This window comes from Marinimicrobium sp. C6131 (assembly GCF_026153455.1).
Classification (GTDB): Bacteria; Pseudomonadota; Gammaproteobacteria; order Pseudomonadales; family Cellvibrionaceae; genus Marinimicrobium.
On record NZ_CP110629.1, the window covers coordinates 1,499,385 to 1,514,939 of the forward strand.

General features: G+C 59.7%; 16 protein-coding genes. 6 read left to right on the forward strand and 10 right to left on the reverse strand.

All coding sequences use genetic code 11. From position 1 onward, the window contains the following. Positions 1-163: 163 nt before the first annotated feature. On the reverse strand, positions 164-2,608 hold the full coding sequence (locus tag OOT55_RS06380) for a glycoside hydrolase family 3 protein (protein ID WP_322113828.1): 2,445 nt from the start codon (positions 2,606-2,608) through the stop codon (positions 164-166). Between the two features lie 190 nt (positions 2,609-2,798). Between OOT55_RS06380 and OOT55_RS06385 the strand changes: the two genes are divergently transcribed. The 3 genes from OOT55_RS06385 (at position 2,799) to OOT55_RS06395 (ending at position 4,606) form a co-directional block, all read left to right on the forward strand. Then, the gene (locus tag OOT55_RS06385) at positions 2,799-3,218 is read left to right on the forward strand and encodes a secondary thiamine-phosphate synthase enzyme YjbQ (protein WP_265368287.1); all 420 of its coding nucleotides are present in this window, start codon (positions 2,799-2,801) and stop codon (positions 3,216-3,218) included. A gap of 78 nt (positions 3,219-3,296) precedes the next feature. Continuing rightward, on the forward strand, positions 3,297-4,271 hold the full coding sequence (locus OOT55_RS06390; protein WP_265368288.1) for a DnaJ C-terminal domain-containing protein: 975 nt from the start codon (positions 3,297-3,299) through the stop codon (positions 4,269-4,271). Positions 4,272-4,273: 2 nt separating this feature from the next. After that, positions 4,274-4,606 (forward strand): chaperone modulator CbpM, encoded by a 333-nt coding sequence (locus OOT55_RS06395; protein ID WP_265368289.1) that lies wholly within the window; start codon positions 4,274-4,276, stop codon positions 4,604-4,606. A gap of 53 nt (positions 4,607-4,659) precedes the next feature. Here the strand turns inward: OOT55_RS06395 and OOT55_RS06400 are convergent, their stop codons facing one another. Both OOT55_RS06400 and OOT55_RS06405 read right to left on the reverse strand, forming a co-directional pair. After that, the gene (locus OOT55_RS06400) at positions 4,660-5,451 is read right to left on the reverse strand and encodes an ion transporter (RefSeq protein WP_265368290.1); all 792 of its coding nucleotides are present in this window, start codon (positions 5,449-5,451) and stop codon (positions 4,660-4,662) included. 10 nt (positions 5,452-5,461) lie between these two features. Beyond that, a complete protein-coding gene (locus tag OOT55_RS06405) occupies positions 5,462-6,133 on the reverse strand; it encodes an RluA family pseudouridine synthase (RefSeq protein ID WP_265368291.1) in 672 nt (223 codons plus the stop codon). A gap of 36 nt (positions 6,134-6,169) precedes the next feature. Here OOT55_RS06405 and OOT55_RS06410 point away from each other — a divergent pair, with 36 nt between their 5' ends. Beyond that, positions 6,170-6,400 carry a DUF2970 domain-containing protein gene (locus OOT55_RS06410; RefSeq protein WP_265368292.1) on the forward strand — a complete coding sequence of 77 codons (231 nt, stop codon included), beginning with the start codon at positions 6,170-6,172 and terminating at the stop codon, positions 6,398-6,400. Between the two features lie 5 nt (positions 6,401-6,405). On the opposite strand, the gene OOT55_RS06415 is transcribed toward OOT55_RS06410, so the two are convergent. Further along, positions 6,406-6,888: a MarR family winged helix-turn-helix transcriptional regulator gene (locus OOT55_RS06415; protein ID WP_265368293.1), complete on the reverse strand. Its 483-nt coding sequence runs from the start codon at positions 6,886-6,888 to the stop codon at positions 6,406-6,408. 172 nt (positions 6,889-7,060) lie between these two features. Beyond that, on the reverse strand, positions 7,061-7,198 hold the full coding sequence (locus OOT55_RS06420) for a hypothetical protein (RefSeq protein ID WP_265368294.1): 138 nt from the start codon (positions 7,196-7,198) through the stop codon (positions 7,061-7,063). A gap of 365 nt (positions 7,199-7,563) precedes the next feature. Here OOT55_RS06420 and OOT55_RS06425 point away from each other — a divergent pair, with 365 nt between their 5' ends. Together OOT55_RS06425 and OOT55_RS06430 are read left to right on the forward strand one after the other, a co-directional pair. Further along, a complete protein-coding gene (locus OOT55_RS06425; RefSeq protein WP_265368295.1) occupies positions 7,564-9,228 on the forward strand; it encodes a nitrite/sulfite reductase in 1,665 nt (554 codons plus the stop codon). Continuing rightward, complete coding sequence (locus OOT55_RS06430; protein WP_265368296.1) at positions 9,212-9,721, forward strand: DUF934 domain-containing protein; 510 nt, start codon at positions 9,212-9,214, stop codon at positions 9,719-9,721. Before OOT55_RS06425 ends, OOT55_RS06430 begins: the two co-directional genes overlap by 17 nt. Before the next feature lie 83 nt (positions 9,722-9,804). Here the strand turns inward: OOT55_RS06430 and OOT55_RS06435 are convergent, their stop codons facing one another. From OOT55_RS06435 to OOT55_RS06455, 5 genes are all read right to left on the reverse strand, one after another. Beyond that, complete coding sequence (locus OOT55_RS06435) at positions 9,805-10,884, reverse strand: alkene reductase (protein WP_265368297.1); 1,080 nt, start codon at positions 10,882-10,884, stop codon at positions 9,805-9,807. A gap of 151 nt (positions 10,885-11,035) precedes the next feature. Continuing rightward, positions 11,036-12,058, reverse strand: coding sequence for a 3-dehydro-L-gulonate 2-dehydrogenase (gene yiaK / locus OOT55_RS06440; protein WP_265368298.1), 1,023 nt, complete (start codon positions 12,056-12,058; stop codon positions 11,036-11,038). A gap of 21 nt (positions 12,059-12,079) precedes the next feature. Next, positions 12,080-13,249, reverse strand: a complete 1,170-nt coding sequence (locus OOT55_RS06445) for an ABC transporter permease (protein ID WP_265368299.1) — start codon at positions 13,247-13,249, stop codon at positions 12,080-12,082. After that, positions 13,246-14,001, reverse strand: coding sequence for an ATP-binding cassette domain-containing protein (locus OOT55_RS06450; RefSeq protein ID WP_265368300.1), 756 nt, complete (start codon positions 13,999-14,001; stop codon positions 13,246-13,248). Before OOT55_RS06450 ends, OOT55_RS06445 begins: the two co-directional genes overlap by 4 nt. Before the next feature lie 12 nt (positions 14,002-14,013). Beyond that, on the reverse strand, positions 14,014-15,552 hold the full coding sequence (locus tag OOT55_RS06455; RefSeq protein WP_265368301.1) for an alpha/beta hydrolase: 1,539 nt from the start codon (positions 15,550-15,552) through the stop codon (positions 14,014-14,016). Positions 15,553-15,555 lie beyond the last annotated feature (3 nt).

Here is a 15,555-nt window from a genome sequence, read left to right on the forward strand (position 1 = left end):
GGTTTGAATTCTGTGGGTGGGTAATGGGGGCTTTCGGGGGAATATCAAGGGTTGGGGCTTCTACGTTACCTGGGGGCAGGTACTCTGGCCAGAGGGCTGCGGGAGGGTATACCCTCCCGCAGCCTTTTGATCGAAGTACCAAAGACCAACCGTCTTTGTAAAACTACCCCTTCTCAACACGCACACCCGAAAAAGTAAGCTCCAGCTCGCCTTCGGTCGCAAGGCTGAAGGGCTCGAGGACGCGGGTGAAGAACTCTTCCGGGGGGAGGACCAGGCCGAAATCCGAGCCGACGTCGGGGAAGCGGTCCAGGGCGATGGACAGCGTCTGCCACCCCTGCCCCGCCAAAGCGCGCAGCTCTTCAGTGACCTCCACCTGTGACAGTGCCGACGGACCACAGCCGACGCGCCACTGCACCGGTGCCGTGGGTGCGCGATCCACCTTCAAGTCCACCACCAGAGCCCCGTTGGCCTTCCAGTAATCCGTCAGCACCTGACGATCCCGGGTCGCCAGCGCCATGGCGCCGAAACCATCGCCATTCCAGATCACCTGCCGGGCATCCTCCTGCACCTCACGGTCTACCGCGTTCACCGTGACCGTAGACACCTGCACCTGATTGCCCTTCATGACCGCCTTGTCGTTCACATGGCCCTCGACCTCCACCCGCCAGGCATCCAGCGGGCGCATCTTGAACAGCGTCCAGACATCCTCGGTGGCGGGCAGTTGCAGGCCCTCTTCCGACAGATCGTCGCCCAGCGGATCGTCCTGTCCGTACGCCAGACCATAACCATAGGGAAACAGTGGCGCGTAGCCGGGCTCGCCCATATTCAAAGGGCACTGATCCGGGCGATCGGGCCAGGAGAAACTCAGCTTGCCCTTGACCGGATGACACACCTGACCGTTGGCGTCGGTAAACAGCACCTCGGCAACGCCACCCCCTTCCGTCCCCGGCTGCCAGATAACCATAAACGCATCGGAGGCGTTCAGCTCGCGGTTCACCCACAGTGGACGACCGGTAATAAACAGGGATACCACCGGAATGCCCCGAGCCTTGAGGGACTTGAGCAACGCCCAGTCCCGCGTGTCGCGGGGCCTGTATTGGACATTCTGCACGTCACCCTGCATTTCGGCATAGGGGTCTTCTCCGAACAGGACAATGGCCACATCCACGGACTCGTCACACTGGCCGTCCGGGCTGATGAACACCTCGCCCCCCGCGTCCCGAATGGTGGCCTCAATGCCGGCGCTGACGGTAGTGGCGCCCGGAAAGTCCCGAGCGTCCGTTCCGGTGCCTTGCCAGGTGACCGACCAGCCGCCCACCTGTTTACTGATATTGTCGATACCGTCTCCAGCCAAAAGTACCCGCTGTTTTGGGGTGAGCGGGAGTAGCTGATTGCGGTTTTTCAATAGCACCAGCGATTCGCGCACCGCCTGACGGGCCACGTCCCGATGTTCTGGGGCACCGATAAGTGACTGACGCCCCGCGAGCGTCCGGCTTGAGGGGCGGCCTCGCTCAAACAGGCCGGCGCGCAATTTCACCCGCAGAATTCGCCGCACCGCATCGTCGACACGAGACTGTGGAATAGTGCCATCGCGCACCTGTGCCACGGTATTGTGGAACAGGGTTTTCCATTCGGGGTGTGGCACCATGTAAATATCGAGCCCGGCATTGATCGCCTGGGGGCAATTCAGCACGTCGGCACTGGGAATGAAGGCGTGGCCATTCCAGTCCCCCACCACCAGACCATCAAAGCCCATCTGGTCTTTCAGAACACGGGTCAGCAGATGGTAGTGACCGTGGAGCGGTTCCCCGTGCCAGCTATTGAAAGACGCCATGACGGCCTGCACGCCGGACTCGATCGCACTGAAATAGCCCGCACCGTGAATATCCCGCAAGCGCTCCTCGGAATCGACATTGTCACCCCTATCTATGCCGTTCACCGTACCACCGTCACCAATAAAGTGTTTGGCGGTGGCAATGACATGTTGCTCATCCAGGCACGCCTCGCCCTGCCCCTGAAGCCCCCGCACCATCTCGCCGGCATAGGCACGCACCAGCTCCGGGTCTTCCGCCCAGGATTCATAGGTCCGCCCCCAGCGATCGTCTCTGGCCACGGCAACGGTGGGCGAAAAGTCCCAGTCCAGACCGGTCGCGACAATCTCCCGGGCGGTCGCCTCGCCAATCCGGCGAACCAGTTCGGGATTGTGGGCGGCGCCCAGCGCGATATTGTGTGGAAACAGGGTCGCCCCCACCAGGTTGCCTACCCCGTGCACCGCGTCGGTTCCCCACATGATGGGAATGGGCAGACGCCCATCCCGGTCATCCATTGAGGCTTCCCAAAACTGATCAGCCAGGGCGGCCCAGTCACTGGCCTGGGCGTACCGATCATTATTGGGCACGCTGCCGCCGCCGTTGAGCACAGAGCCCAGGTGGAAGTCCCGAACATCATCCGGGGTTACCTGTTTGATCTCCGGTTGAATCATCTGACCCACCTTCTGCTCGAGGGTCATTCGATGCAATAGCGCGTCGATACGCTGCTCAATGGCATCATCCTTGGGTAGAGCGCTTTTCAGGCGCGGCCAGGTCACTTGGCGGGAAGCGTTGAACATGACGACAGGGGCTCCGATTATTAAATGGTTTTACGGACTATAAGGTGGGGCATTCTAGCACAGTCGCCAATCCCATAAAGTCGGGGCTGCAAATTCAACAACACCGCGTTACCCTTTATGACTGCATAACGTCGAGTGCGCCACTTCCGGCGCCGACGTTCTCCACGCGACCGATACAGGCAGATAACCTATGTGGCAACAGACTGAATTTCGCCTGCCCCCCAAAAGCCGGGGCTTCCATCTGGTCACTCAGGAGGTGCTCAAAGCGCTGCCCCCGCTGGATCACCTTCGCTGCGGCCTGCTGCACCTGTTTATCCAGCACACCTCCGCGTCACTGACCATTAACGAGAATGCCGACCCGACCGTGCGAGGCGACCTGGAGCGGCACTTCAACCAGTTTGTCCCCGAGCGGGCCCCCTACTACGAGCATGACTACGAGGGCGACGACGACATGCCCGCGCACATCAAATGCACCACCATCGGCACCAGTCTGACCATTCCGATTACCGACGGTCGCCTGAATCTGGGGACCTGGCAAGGCATTTACCTGTGCGAACATCGCAACCGCGCCGGCAGTCGCACTCTGGTCGCCACCCTTCAGGGAGAGTAAGTGCCATACTTGATGAATATCAATTTGACCCAATCATTAAGACGTTAGATTGGGTTTCTGTGATTCGAGAGGTCGCCGATGGAGTACAAGGATTACTACAAGACTCTTGGAGTAGAAAGAGGCGCCAGCCAGGACGATATAAAACGTGCCTACCGAAAACTGGCGCGCAAATATCACCCGGATGTCAACAAAGATCCCGGCGCCGAGGACCAATTCAAGGAGCTTGGAGAAGCCTACGAGGTACTCAAGGACCCGGAAAAACGTGCCGCTTACGATCAACTCGGCAGCAACTGGCGACGCGGCCAGGACTTTGAACCGCCCCCGGATTGGGGCCAGGACTTCGATTTTGCCGGCACCGGGCGTCACTACGGCGGTGGCATGGGCAGCGGCGATTTCAGTGACTTTTTCGAAAACCTGTTCGGCGGTGGTTTTCGCGGTGGAGGCTTCACCCAGAACAGCGGGTTCAGCCAAGGCGGCGGTTTCCGGGCCCGTGGGGAAGATCAACATGCCCGCATTCAGATCGACCTGGAAGACGCCTTCAGCGGCGCCTCCCGACAGGTCACCCTGCGTAGCCAACAGGTGGATGCCCAGGGACGAATCCATGCCGCCCCCCGTACCCTGAACATCAAAATTCCCAAAGGGATAAAACCCGGACAGAATATCCGTCTGGCGGGCCAGGGCTCGCCTGGCCTGGGGGGTGGGCCCAGTGGCGATCTCTACCTTGAGGTGGAATTCAGGCCCCACCGTTACTTCCGGCTGGACGGGCGAGACCTGTTTCTCGATCTGCCCCTCACTCCCTGGGAGGCGGCATTGGGCACCAAAGTGAAAATTCCCACGCCCGCCGGCAAAGTCGACCTGAAGATTCCCGAGGCATCCCAGAGCGGCCGCAAACTCCGGCTCAAAGAGCGCGGGCTGCCCGGCTCTCCGCCGGGGGACCTGTACGTCGAGTTGAGCATTCACACACCCCCCGCTCAAAACGCCGCGACGCGAGCCGCTTATGAGCAATTGGCGAAAGCCGCGCCATTCAACCCTCGCCGTCATCTGGAGAGCTGATTATGCCGGGAGATACACACCGCCTGATGGCAGGCACCGTTCTGGAAGAAGACGTTGAGTTGACGCTGGGCGAACTCTGTCGGCGCTGCCAGGTGGAGGCCGACTTCGTGGTCGAACTCATTCACGAGGGAGTCATCGATCCGATCACTCCTTCGGCGCCGCGCTGGACCTTTCGAGGGCACTGCCTTACCCGCCTGAACCGTGCCCGTCGCCTGCAGCGGGACCTGGGGCTGAACCTCGCCGGCATTGCACTGGCACTGGAGCTGCTCGATGAGCGCGAGCGCCTGTACGCCGAGCTGGCCCGCTGGCAGCGGGCGGATCGCGAAACAGAGTAGTACGGCGGCGCTTGTGTGGCGGCTGAAAGTTACAGAATTAGCCGCATGGACCACTAGTCGTCCTTGTCCCTACGGTTTTTCTGCATGGCTTCACTGAATGCCGCCGCCATGATTCCCGTCGGCATGGCGATGATGCCGATACCCGACAGTGCCGTCAGCGCCGCAAAAAACCGCCCGAGCCCGGTCACGGGATACACGTCGCCGTAACCCACTGTGGTCAAGGTGGCCACCGACCACCACATGGAGCGAAGCACACTGCCGAAGGCCTCCGGCTGCACCCCGCCCTCCAACAGGTACAACATGATGGACGAGGCCAGTAGCACCAAAAACGCCAACCCGAAACTGACGTAGAGCTCAAACTGACGCAGCCGGACCGCATGCCCCAACTCCCGCAGCGCTTTGGAGAAACGCCCCAGCCTCGCCAGACGCAAGATCCGCAGCACCCGGATCAGACGCATGAACAGAGCCTCCATGCCCACCAACCCCAAAAACAGTGGCAAAATGGCCAGCAGGTCGACCACCGCGGCAAAGCTGCCCAGATAGCGAAGGCGGCCCCACACCGGGTGGGCATATTGGACGTTCTCCACTGCCACCCAGGCTCGAATCAGGTATTCCAGCAGAAAAACCGCGCCCACCACCCACTCGAAAGCGACAAACCATGGCTCCCGCCCTACCCGGATGGCGGGCTCGGTTTCCAGCAACGCCACCAACACCGCCACTATGATCAGCGCACAGATCCATCGGTTGGCCGGGGAAAGCCCCTGATCGGGCCAGGCGCCCGGCTCCAACTGCCGGTACAGCCGGGCGCGCCAGGGATGTTTTGCGGAGGATGACGAGTGAACCATGAATAGGCTCCTAAAACGGTACGACCGACTCATAAGAGACGGCTTCACCCGACTCCGGGTGGGCAAAGCTGAGCGTCGAGGCGTGCAGCAGCAGACGCGGCGCCTGCTGACGTACCGCCTCCGGCGCGTAGAACTCACACCCCAGTATGGGGTGTCCCAGCTCGGCGCAATGCAGGCGCAACTGGTGCGAACGCCCGGTCACCGGAAACAGTGCCAGGCGTGTGGTATTGCGCCCAGAATCACGGGAGAGGACCCGGTAATGGGTCAGTGCCGGCTTGCCGTCCTCAGCCACCTTGCTCCGTGGGCGCCGCTCCGGGTCGGGGGCAATCGGCCACTCCATGACGCCCCGATCTTCCAGTACCCAGCCGTGTACTACCGCCGTATAGGTTTTCTTCACGGTACGAGCCTGAAATTGACGACTGAGGTTGGACAGGCTGGCTTTGGTGAGAGGAATCACCAACAGTCCGGAGGTGTCGAAATCCAACCGATGAACGGCGTGAACATCCGGGTAAGTCTCCCGCAGCCGGGCGATGACACTGTCCCGATTGGCCGGATGGCGGCCGGGAACGGTCAACAACCGGGTCGGCTTGTCCACCACCACAAAGCTGCTCTCCTGACGTACAATGCCTACGGCCTCGCCGCAGGCAGGCAGAACAGTCAGTTGATCCATCGAAGAAGACATAGTACGACTCGCAAAAAACGACAATGAGGCCGACACATGAGTGCCCGTGAAGAAGACCAAGACCCCAATAAAAAACCCAGCCTGTTTCAGGTCATCATCAGCACCCTGGCCGCCGCCTTTGGTGTGCAAAGCAGCAAGAACCGCGAGCGGGACTTCAAGCACGGCAGCATTGCCGCCTACATCATTTCCGGGGTGTTGTTCACCGCGATCTTTATCCTGATCATTGTGTTCGTGGTTCGACTGGTGCTCTCCCAAGCGGGGCAGTAAGCCACTTAAACGTGCTTCCAGAGTTGCGTGCTATCGATATCAACGGCCTTTAACAGCTTCTGGATATTACCTTTGAACGCCCGCAGTTCCGTCGGGTGTAACTGATTCAGAAACCGATTCTGATGCGCGACGGCAAGTTCGTTGAGCGTTTCGACCAGGGCGTGACCGGAGCGGGTAAGGTGAACCTTCACGGAGCGACGGTCCAGTCCGTCGTGCTCGCGTTGCACCAGTTGCTTGGCTTCCAGTCGATCCAACAGCCGGGTGACCGCCGACCGATCCACCGCAATATGGTCGGCGATCTGGGCCGGAGTGGTGGCCAGCTCATGAAACAGCACGTTGAGGATCATCCATTGAGGCCAACTGACCTCATGCTCGGTCAGGGCGTCATTGAACGCCTCCCGCATCTGGCTGGCCAGGCGGTTGATCCAGAAAGTGAAACTGTTGTGCAGGTGCAGACCTTTGGTGGCCGCTCGATCAGAACCCAGCATAATTCCCTCGCAATGACATCGGACAGGCATTGAGGGAATCCTGCCAGACATTAATTGACAACGCAATTATTTCAATGCAAGGCGTCTGGTAACCGGGGGATTGGGAGCTACGGGGCGTTTCGGGAGCCCTATCAACCCGGCACCCCATAGGGGGTACCGGTCAGGTCCCCGCTTACTGGCCGCTGACCCAGTAAATACAGGTGACCACGAATATCGCAATCAACGCGATCGCCGCCATCGCATCGGCAAAGGCGTCGCCCTCATGGACTTCATGGCTATCATTTTTTACAACATCAGTCTGCTCAGACATTATTGTTATTCTCCTCTCGCCAAACGTGGTAAGGACCGGAGCGCCGCGTTACGCCCCATTCAAGACAGCTGAATCTAATCACACCCCACCGGGATTGACAAGCCACCGCCACCGGATATAACCAAAAAGCATTAGGATAGCGGAAAACATTCGTTTAAACAGGACGGTAGTATCTGGTACTTTTGCGGCCTCTGAAGCGGATCAGTGACCTGCAACAGGGTCGGTCATCGATCCACGCGGGGTCGCGCCGGAGCCGGTTTTGCTGTATCCTCCGCCGCGAGAAAACACCGGTTTACGGGCGCCCTTGCATTAGCGCTCGCTAACATACCCAACCTTTCCCGGAAGTACAGGTAATACAGCCCTCTATGTACATCTATGACGAATATGACCGCCGCATCCAGGGGCAGCGCGTTACCCAGTTTCGCGCGCAGATGGAGCGGTATCTGGACGGCCAGTTGGAAGAAGCGGAGTTTCTTCCCCTGCGCCTGCAAAACGGCCTCTATGTTCAGCGCCTGGCGCCGATGCTGCGCATCTGTGTGCCCTACGGCCTGATGAACAGCCGCCAATTGCGCAAGATGGCCCACATTACCCGTACCTACGACAAGGGTTACTGCCATATCAGTACCCGCCAGAATATCCAGCTCAACTGGCCTCAGCTGGAAGAGGTGCCGGACATTCTGGAGGAATTGCTGGAAGTGGAAATGCACTGCAACCAGACCAGCGGCAACTGCATCCGCAACACCACCACCGACCAGTTTGCCGGCGTCGCGACCGATGAGCTGGTGGACCCCCGCCCCTATTGTGAACTGATTCGCCAGTGGTCCACTTTCCACCCGGAATTTGCCTTCCTGCCACGCAAGTTCAAGATCGCCGTAAGCGCCACTCAGGAAGACCGGGCCGCCATTCGCGTGCACGATATCGGCCTGCAGATCGTGCGCAACGACGCCGGCGATCTGGGCTTTTCCGTCTTCGTTGGCGGCGGCCTGGGCCGCACGCCGGTCATTGGCAGCCTGATCAATGAGTTCGTGCCGGAGCAGCACCTGCTGACCTATCTGGAAGCGATTCTTCGCATCTACAACCAGTTCGGTCGCCGGGACAACAAATTCAAGGCCCGCATCAAGATTCTGGTGCGCGCCATGACACCGGAAGTGTTCGCCGAAAAGGTCGAACAGGAGTGGCAACACCTGCGCGATGGCAGCGCCACCCTCACTCAAGCGGAAATCGATCGGGCCCACAGTTACTTCACCGAGCCGGCCTACGAACCCCTGGACGATGCCGCCGCCCAGGCCGAGCTCGACAGGCTGGCCGGCGACAACAAAGCCTTCTCCAACTGGCTCAAGCGCAACGTGCGCGATCACAAGAAGCCCGGTTACGCCGCCGTCAACCTGTCGCTCAAACCGACCGGTATTGCGCCCGGCGACATTACCGACCGGCAGTTGGAAATCATCGCCGACCTGGCGGACGATTTCAGCTTTGGCGAGGTGCGTACCACCCACGAGCAGAACATGGTGCTGGCGGATGTCAGGAAATCCGATCTGTTCGACCTCTGGCAAAAAGCCAAGGCCGCCGGATTTGCAACACCCAACATCGGCACCCTGACGGACATCATCTGCTGCCCGGGCGGTGACTTCTGTTCACTGGCCAACGCCAAGTCCATTCCGATTGCCGAGGCCATTCAGCGCCAGTTTGAAGATCTGGATTACCTGTACGACCTGGGTGACATCGACCTGAACATTTCCGGCTGCATGAACGCCTGCGGACATCACCACGTCGGTCATATCGGTATTCTCGGGGTCGACAAGAAAGGCGAGGAGTTCTATCAGGTCACCCTCGGTGGCAACTCCAGCAATGATGCGTCCCTGGGCAAGGTCATTGGCCCCTCTTTCACGGCCGAGGATATGCCCTCGGTCGTACAGAAAATCATTGATGTGTACGTCGAGCAGCGGACCGAAGAAGAGCCCTTTATCGACACTGTCAACCGACTGGGTATTGCCCCCTTCAAGGAGCGTGTCTATGCCAAAGCTAGTTAAAGACGGCGCCATCGTCGACAACGAATGGACCCTGATGGCCAAACCCGAGGGCGAGGCCTCAGAGGCCAGCGTACCCGCCGGGAAGGTCATCGTCCCGCTGTCCGTCTGGCTGGCCCGGAAAGACGCACTCACCGCTCGTGACGATATCGGCGTATGGCTGGATACCGACGAAACCGCAGATCAACTCGGTGAAGATGCACGGCGTTTGCCGTTGGTAGCGGTGCACTTTCCGGCGTTTGCCGACGGACGCGCGTTCACCAACGCGCGGCTGCTGCGCGAGCGTTTCGGGTTTACCGGCGAGCTGCGGGCGGTGGGTTACTTCCTGGCCGAACAGGCCTGTTATCTACGCCGCTGCGGGGTCAATGCGTTCGACTTCGGCGCCGATCGTGAGCAGCACCTTCAGGCGACCGTTGACGCGCTGGATGACTTCACCGAGTATTACCAGGCCTCGGTGGACCAGCCACTGCCGCTGTTTCGCCGTCGGCCCTCTTAAGCGCGACGCCCGCCCGGCTCCCATAAAAAAACACCCCGTTGGAGCAGTCCTCGGGGTGTTTTTTATGGGCCGCGAGTCAAGCACTACGCGGTTTCCATTCGGACCCTGGACTGGGCCAGCGAGGGGTAGTCGGTATAACCTTCCGGTCCGGAGGCATAGAAGGTCGTCGGGTCCGGCTCATTCAGAGGCGCATTCTTGGCGAACCGCTCCGCCAGATCCGGGTTGGCGATATACAGCCTCCCAAAGGCGACCGCATCCGCCTTGGCATCGGCCAGCCAGCGTTCGGCGCTGGCCTTGTCAAAGTTTTCATTGGCGATATAAACACCACCAAATTGCCTCTTCAACTCCGGGCCCAGGCTGTCCTCCGCCTCATGCTCACGCGAGCACAGAAACGCCAACCTGCGCTTGCCGAGCTCCCGGGCTACGTAACCAAACAGCGCCGCCGGGTCTTCATCCCCCATATCGTGACCGTCACCCCGAGGCGCCAGATGCACCCCTACCCGACCGGGCTCCCAGACTCCGAGTACGGCGTCGGCCACCTCCAGCAGAAGTCGGGCACGGTTTTCGATAGAGCCGCCATACTGATCTGTTCGGTGGTTGCTGTTGGTCTGCAGAAACTGATCCAGCAGGTAACCATTGGCACCATGAATTTCCACCCCGTCAAAACCCGCACGACGGGCATTCTCGGCACCCCGTCGGTAGGCTTCAATCAGTTCCGGAATTTCTTCCAGCGTCAACGCACGTGGCGTGACATACTCTTTCTTCGGGCGGATCAGACTGACATGGCCCTGCGGGCGAATCGCGCTGGGGGCGACCGGTAGCTCACCGTCCAGGTACACCGGGTCCGAAATCCGACCGACGTGCCACAATTGCAACAGAATTTTCCCACCTTCAGCATGAACCGCCTGCGTCACCTTACGCCAACCTGCCACCTGATCCTCCGACCAGATACCCGGCGTATCCGGATAGCCGACCCCCATTGGGGTCACAGAAGTGGCTTCGGTCAGAATCATGCCCGCGCCGGCACGCTGGCGATAGTATTCAGCCATCATGTCATTGGGTACGCGGCCTTTCGAAGCGCGACAGCGCGTCAGGGGCGCCATGATGATTCGATTCGGCAGGTGCAGATCACCGATCTGGATCGGGTCGGTCAAATGGGGCATGTGTCGTTCTCCTGAACAAACTCCGATGAGGACGGTAAAGGGATGAGCAGATGTACGTGAACCCTATTGCTTGGGATCATTTCCCTTTTTTAAATCCGCCCTCAGTCGACCTTTACTTTCCTTTACCTGAAACAAAGGCTGCCCCCAACCGCTACAGCGCTCGAATCGATTCCCATAGACTGGCATCGACCGGTATCCCTCGCTTCCGGTTCTGCGCCCGCCGAGCCAACACCGCTTCGCCAGGGTAGCGGATAACGCCATTTGACGCCGCCGGTTCAGAGCGATGCAGATCATCAATGATTGACTGGACAGTATCCAACAGAGCGGGACGGTCGCCCAACTTTCCGAGGTCAATGGCAATGAAAACCTGAGAAACACCATACTCTATTGTCTGACGGGTTATATCCGCGGTAGAGCGACCGCCACTGAGCAGAGTCGCCAGCAGGTCCAACAACAGTGACAGCCCCGCGCCTTTCCAATAACCCACTGGCACTGGTCGATGGGTTTCGAGAATCGCATGAGGGTCATCGGTCATTTCCCCGGCGGCATCATAGCCACCCGGCACGGCAAGCTTTCGCTGCTGCCCCGCGGCCAATTCCATCGCTCCGTAGGAAAATTGCGATTGCGCCATATCGAGGACAACCGCACCCGGCTCATGGGGCACCGCCATCACCAGCGGGTTGTTACCCAGGCGGCAATCCCTGGCTCCCCAAGCCGGCAGATTGGCGATGGTATTGGTCCACCCGATAAACACAAAACCACGCTCAGCGGCTCGCCAGCCATAGGTACCACCACGCATCCAGTGGTTGGTATTGGCCAGCCCCACACAACCCATGCCGTGAGACTCGGCCAACGCCATGGCCCGATCCGTGGCGACACGGGCATTGAGGATGCCCGCCCCCAGATGCCCATCCCACTGCTCCAGCGCGCCAGCGCTCAAGGTACACACAGGCTTTGCCGAGGGCCTGACATGACCGCTGCGGACCAGATCGACAAACCGGGGAAACCGGTTCAGTCCGTGTGTGTATACCCCATCAATGCTGTTATCCGTGAAGGTGCTCGCCAGTTGCCCGGCATCGGCCGGCGCAAAGCCTTCCCGAACCAGAATATCGGTCAGCGTCTGTACACTGACCGCCCGACTGACCCGGAGCGTTTGCCCACTGTGTGATCGCATGACGCCCTCGTATTTCCTGAGTTACTGAAGAATCGATTCCTGGCGATAGCGGCGCACCGCCAACGACATCAGCAGCGCTGCCAACACCATGCAACTGACGGTCGACAAGGCCCAGTGCGCGGGGGCAATCAATTGCCCATTCACCAGATCGGTCATGATCTGATACTGGCTGAGCAACGGAATCGCCATGGTGAGACCATGCTCCGGAATACTCAGAAACTGCAACAGGAAAAACGGCAACATCGGAACCATCATCGCAATGCCGAGCTGGGTTTGCGCTTCCTTGGTAGAACGAGCGAACGCGGCGATGACAAACAGAAACGCCGTCATCAATAAAGCAACCGGCAAATGCAGCAGACCGGCCGCCACAAACGTCGACGCTGAAAAATCATAGCGACTGGTAAACACCCCATCATCCAGCAGGCCAAACAGGGCGAAGCCACTGATCAACGGTAGAACCAGTGACAGCAGAACGAAGGCCAATATGGCGACATACTTCCCCAGTACCAGTTGCCAGCGCGCGACCGGTAACGCCAACAGTGGTTCCAGCGATAACCGCTCCCGCTCACCCGCCGTACTGTCCACGGCCAGATAGAAACCGCCCATCATCATGGAGAAGAGCAACATGAATGGCAGGATCAGGCCCATGAACGCCTCCCCCGGCATCTGCGTGGAGACATCCCGCTCGCTGATATGCAGCGGGTCAAACACCTGCTCATCCATCCCTCGGGCGAGAAAACGCAGGCTTCGCAAACGGGCATCATAGCCGTCAAGAACCGCACGCAACCGGCGTCGTTGCGGGGCCGCCTCATCATCACCACTGTGGTAATGAATCACCACCGGAGCGGGCTCCGCGTTGCGGAGGGCCGGCTCATAGTCCTCCGGAATTTCCAGCACCAGAGGCAAGGAGCCAGCGCGCAGACGGTCGATGAAATCATCCCCGGCCGCTTCGGCATTGATGTTGTGTTCAGCCAGAAAGGCCATCAAGTTGGGAGCCCGCTCACCGCCAACCACCGCTACCGACAGGGGCTGTTCGACATCGACGCTGAATTTGTTGACGTTGAACACCAGCGGCCCGATCATCAACGCCGGTAGCAACAGCGGGCCGTACAGCAGGGTGAAAAACATGGAACGGCGGTCCCGTAAATTGTCGCGAATTTCCTTCAGCAGAATCACCCAGAATGACCTCATCCCTGAACCTCCGGTCGTTCACCAATGGCGGCCACAAAGGCGTCTTCCAGATCATTCTGTCCGGTCTTTTCCAGAATACCGGTAACGCTGTCCGTCATGGCAATGCGTCCTTCACTGATGATCGCCACCCGATCGCAAAGACGGGACACCTCTTGCATGATATGGCTGGAAATCAACACACAGTGGCCTTCGTCCCGAAGACCGCGAAGTATCGTCCGCAGATTTCGCGTGGCCATGACATCCAGGCCATTGGTCGGCTCATCAAGAATGAGTGTGCCGGGGTTATGAATCAACGCCCGCCCCAGCGCCACGCGGGTTCTCTGCCCCTGGGAAAACCCCTCGGCCCGTCGGTCTGCAAAGCTCTCCATCTCCAGCCGCTCAATCAGCTCATCGGCCCGCTGATGGGCCTCCCCGGCGTCCAGACCACACAGCTGACCGTAGTACACCAGGTTTTCCCGACTGGTCAGCCTGGGGTACAGGCCGGCATTGTGTGGCAAAAATCCCAACCGGCGACGAACCGCCAGGGGCTCTTTCACCACATCATGACCATCCACACAGGCCAGACCCCGGTCCGGCTTGACCAATCCGGCCAGAATTCTCAAGGTCGTGGACTTGCCGGCACCATTGGGGCCCAGCAGACCGGTGATTTCCCCGTCCCGAGCGTCAAAACTGACATCCACCAATGCCTCGACCGGTGTCTTTTTGCGGTCTTTTGACGGAAAGGACTTTACCAGAGCCTCGGTATGTATCACGTCAACATCGCCTCAGGGTGGAGGACCATTTCGGTCGAGAAACAGGGGAACGGTTCGCACTCGTTCAAGACACTCAGCCGACAACGCATTCGGGTCAGCGGAGATGACAAACCGCGCAATAATGTCCGGGACACAGCCTTCAACGCCGACGTGGTGACCCCGCTCCGGGACCACCAGGTGACGAGCGTTGCTCAGTGTCTGTATGAGTCGATCGCCATACGCGGGTGGCGTGATCGGATCTCGCGCCCCGCTCAGCAGCAAGGTGGGAATGGATGAGCGCAGCGGTGTTTTAAAATCCTCTCCTATCTCTCCGCGGGGCCAGGACTCACACAGAGCCATCAGTCCCTCCAGAAACTCCGGCCCCATGTAGGTTGCGTGCTCCCCCCGAGTTTCGGACTCAGAATAAAAAGGCGCGTCCTCGGTACACAGCACGCTGTTATGCATACCCAGAGCAATGTCGTCACTGATGTCGAGCCGTTGCGCGAGCCGCGCCAACGCGACCAGGTTTCCATCCCGCGCCGCTGAATCAATCAACGGCGGCAACACTGACAGCACATCACTGTTGTAAAGTGCCATGCGAATGACACTGACCAGATGGGCACGCGTGAACGTCAACGATTGCCAGGTACCCTCGCGGATGGACTCATAGCGGACATCGATCGGTTCTTCTTCAAGCCGATTCAACAGTTGGGTGATCTGCCGCTCCAGTTGAGGGAATCGCTCGCGACAGGACGACGCCTGCTCGCATTGGTGAATCAATGCGTCCAAGGCGGCCTGGCTGTGCGTGGCAATTTGAGGACCGAGGCTGACATCCGCCGGCAGTACACCATCCAGAACGGCCGTGCGAACTGCGTCCGGGAAGCGACGCATATAGGTTTGCGCTACCCGCGAGCCATAGGAAACGCCGTACAGGTTCCAACGGGACACCCCGAGTGCCCGGCGCACCTGTTCCAGATCCTGGACCGCCACTTCGGTTGTATATTGGCGGGGGTCGCCCTTAAAGTTCTGCAAGCACGTTTTGGCGAGGGATGACAGTTGCACGGGGTCAGGATCAGCCAGGGGCACCGAGGCATCGTCGAGCGAGCACGTCTGAGGATTTGATTGGCCGGTACCGCGCTGGTCCACCAGATAGATGTCGCGACGCCGGGCCAGTTGGGAAAACGCCCGATCCAGACGCAGAAAGCTGCGACTGGCTGCCTGCCCGGGACCGCCGGCGATTGCCAGCACGGGGTCGTCATGAACCTGGGCTGCAGTCGCAGGAAGACGCACAATCAGCAAGTCAACCCGGGCGTCCTCCGGCTGCGGTTGATCATAATTCTCCGGAACGCTCAGCCGCGCGCACTGCACGTAGCGGAGCAGTTTATTGGCACTCAGGGCACAGTCCGAGAATTCGATTTCTGCCACCGGATCCGTCAGTGTGCCCGTAGGACCTTGCCCGGCACCCTCCTCGGCCCCATCACCTGTCGCAACCGCAACACTCGACAACAGGATGACGCCAGACAGTAACAGCGCGAGCCAATGGTGCACCACCTCCCGGGCTTGCATGAACATCGA

Excerpts from the sequence above, each read along its gene's own strand:
- OOT55_RS06380 (WP_322113828.1), bottom strand. The coding sequence starts at position 2,608 with ATGTTCAACGCTTCCCGCCAAGTGACCTGGCCGCGCCTGAAAAGCGCT.
- OOT55_RS06385 (WP_265368287.1), top strand. The coding sequence starts at position 2,799 with ATGTGGCAACAGACTGAATTTCGCCTGCCCCCCAAAAGCCGGGGCTTC.
- OOT55_RS06390 (WP_265368288.1), top strand. The coding sequence starts at position 3,297 with ATGGAGTACAAGGATTACTACAAGACTCTTGGAGTAGAAAGAGGCGCC.
- OOT55_RS06395 (WP_265368289.1), top strand. The coding sequence starts at position 4,274 with ATGCCGGGAGATACACACCGCCTGATGGCAGGCACCGTTCTGGAAGAA.
- OOT55_RS06400 (WP_265368290.1), bottom strand. The coding sequence starts at position 5,451 with ATGGTTCACTCGTCATCCTCCGCAAAACATCCCTGGCGCGCCCGGCTG.
- OOT55_RS06405 (WP_265368291.1), bottom strand. The coding sequence starts at position 6,133 with ATGTCTTCTTCGATGGATCAACTGACTGTTCTGCCTGCCTGCGGCGAG.
- OOT55_RS06410 (WP_265368292.1), top strand. The coding sequence starts at position 6,170 with ATGAGTGCCCGTGAAGAAGACCAAGACCCCAATAAAAAACCCAGCCTG.
- OOT55_RS06415 (WP_265368293.1), bottom strand. The coding sequence starts at position 6,888 with ATGCTGGGTTCTGATCGAGCGGCCACCAAAGGTCTGCACCTGCACAAC.
- OOT55_RS06420 (WP_265368294.1), bottom strand. The coding sequence starts at position 7,198 with ATGTCTGAGCAGACTGATGTTGTAAAAAATGATAGCCATGAAGTCCAT.
- OOT55_RS06425 (WP_265368295.1), top strand. The coding sequence starts at position 7,564 with ATGTACATCTATGACGAATATGACCGCCGCATCCAGGGGCAGCGCGTT.
- OOT55_RS06430 (WP_265368296.1), top strand. The coding sequence starts at position 9,212 with ATGCCAAAGCTAGTTAAAGACGGCGCCATCGTCGACAACGAATGGACC.
- OOT55_RS06435 (WP_265368297.1), bottom strand. The coding sequence starts at position 10,884 with ATGCCCCATTTGACCGACCCGATCCAGATCGGTGATCTGCACCTGCCG.
- yiaK (WP_265368298.1), bottom strand. The coding sequence starts at position 12,058 with ATGCGATCACACAGTGGGCAAACGCTCCGGGTCAGTCGGGCGGTCAGT.
- OOT55_RS06445 (WP_265368299.1), bottom strand. The coding sequence starts at position 13,249 with ATGAGGTCATTCTGGGTGATTCTGCTGAAGGAAATTCGCGACAATTTA.
- OOT55_RS06455 (WP_265368301.1), bottom strand. The coding sequence starts at position 15,552 with ATGTTCATGCAAGCCCGGGAGGTGGTGCACCATTGGCTCGCGCTGTTA.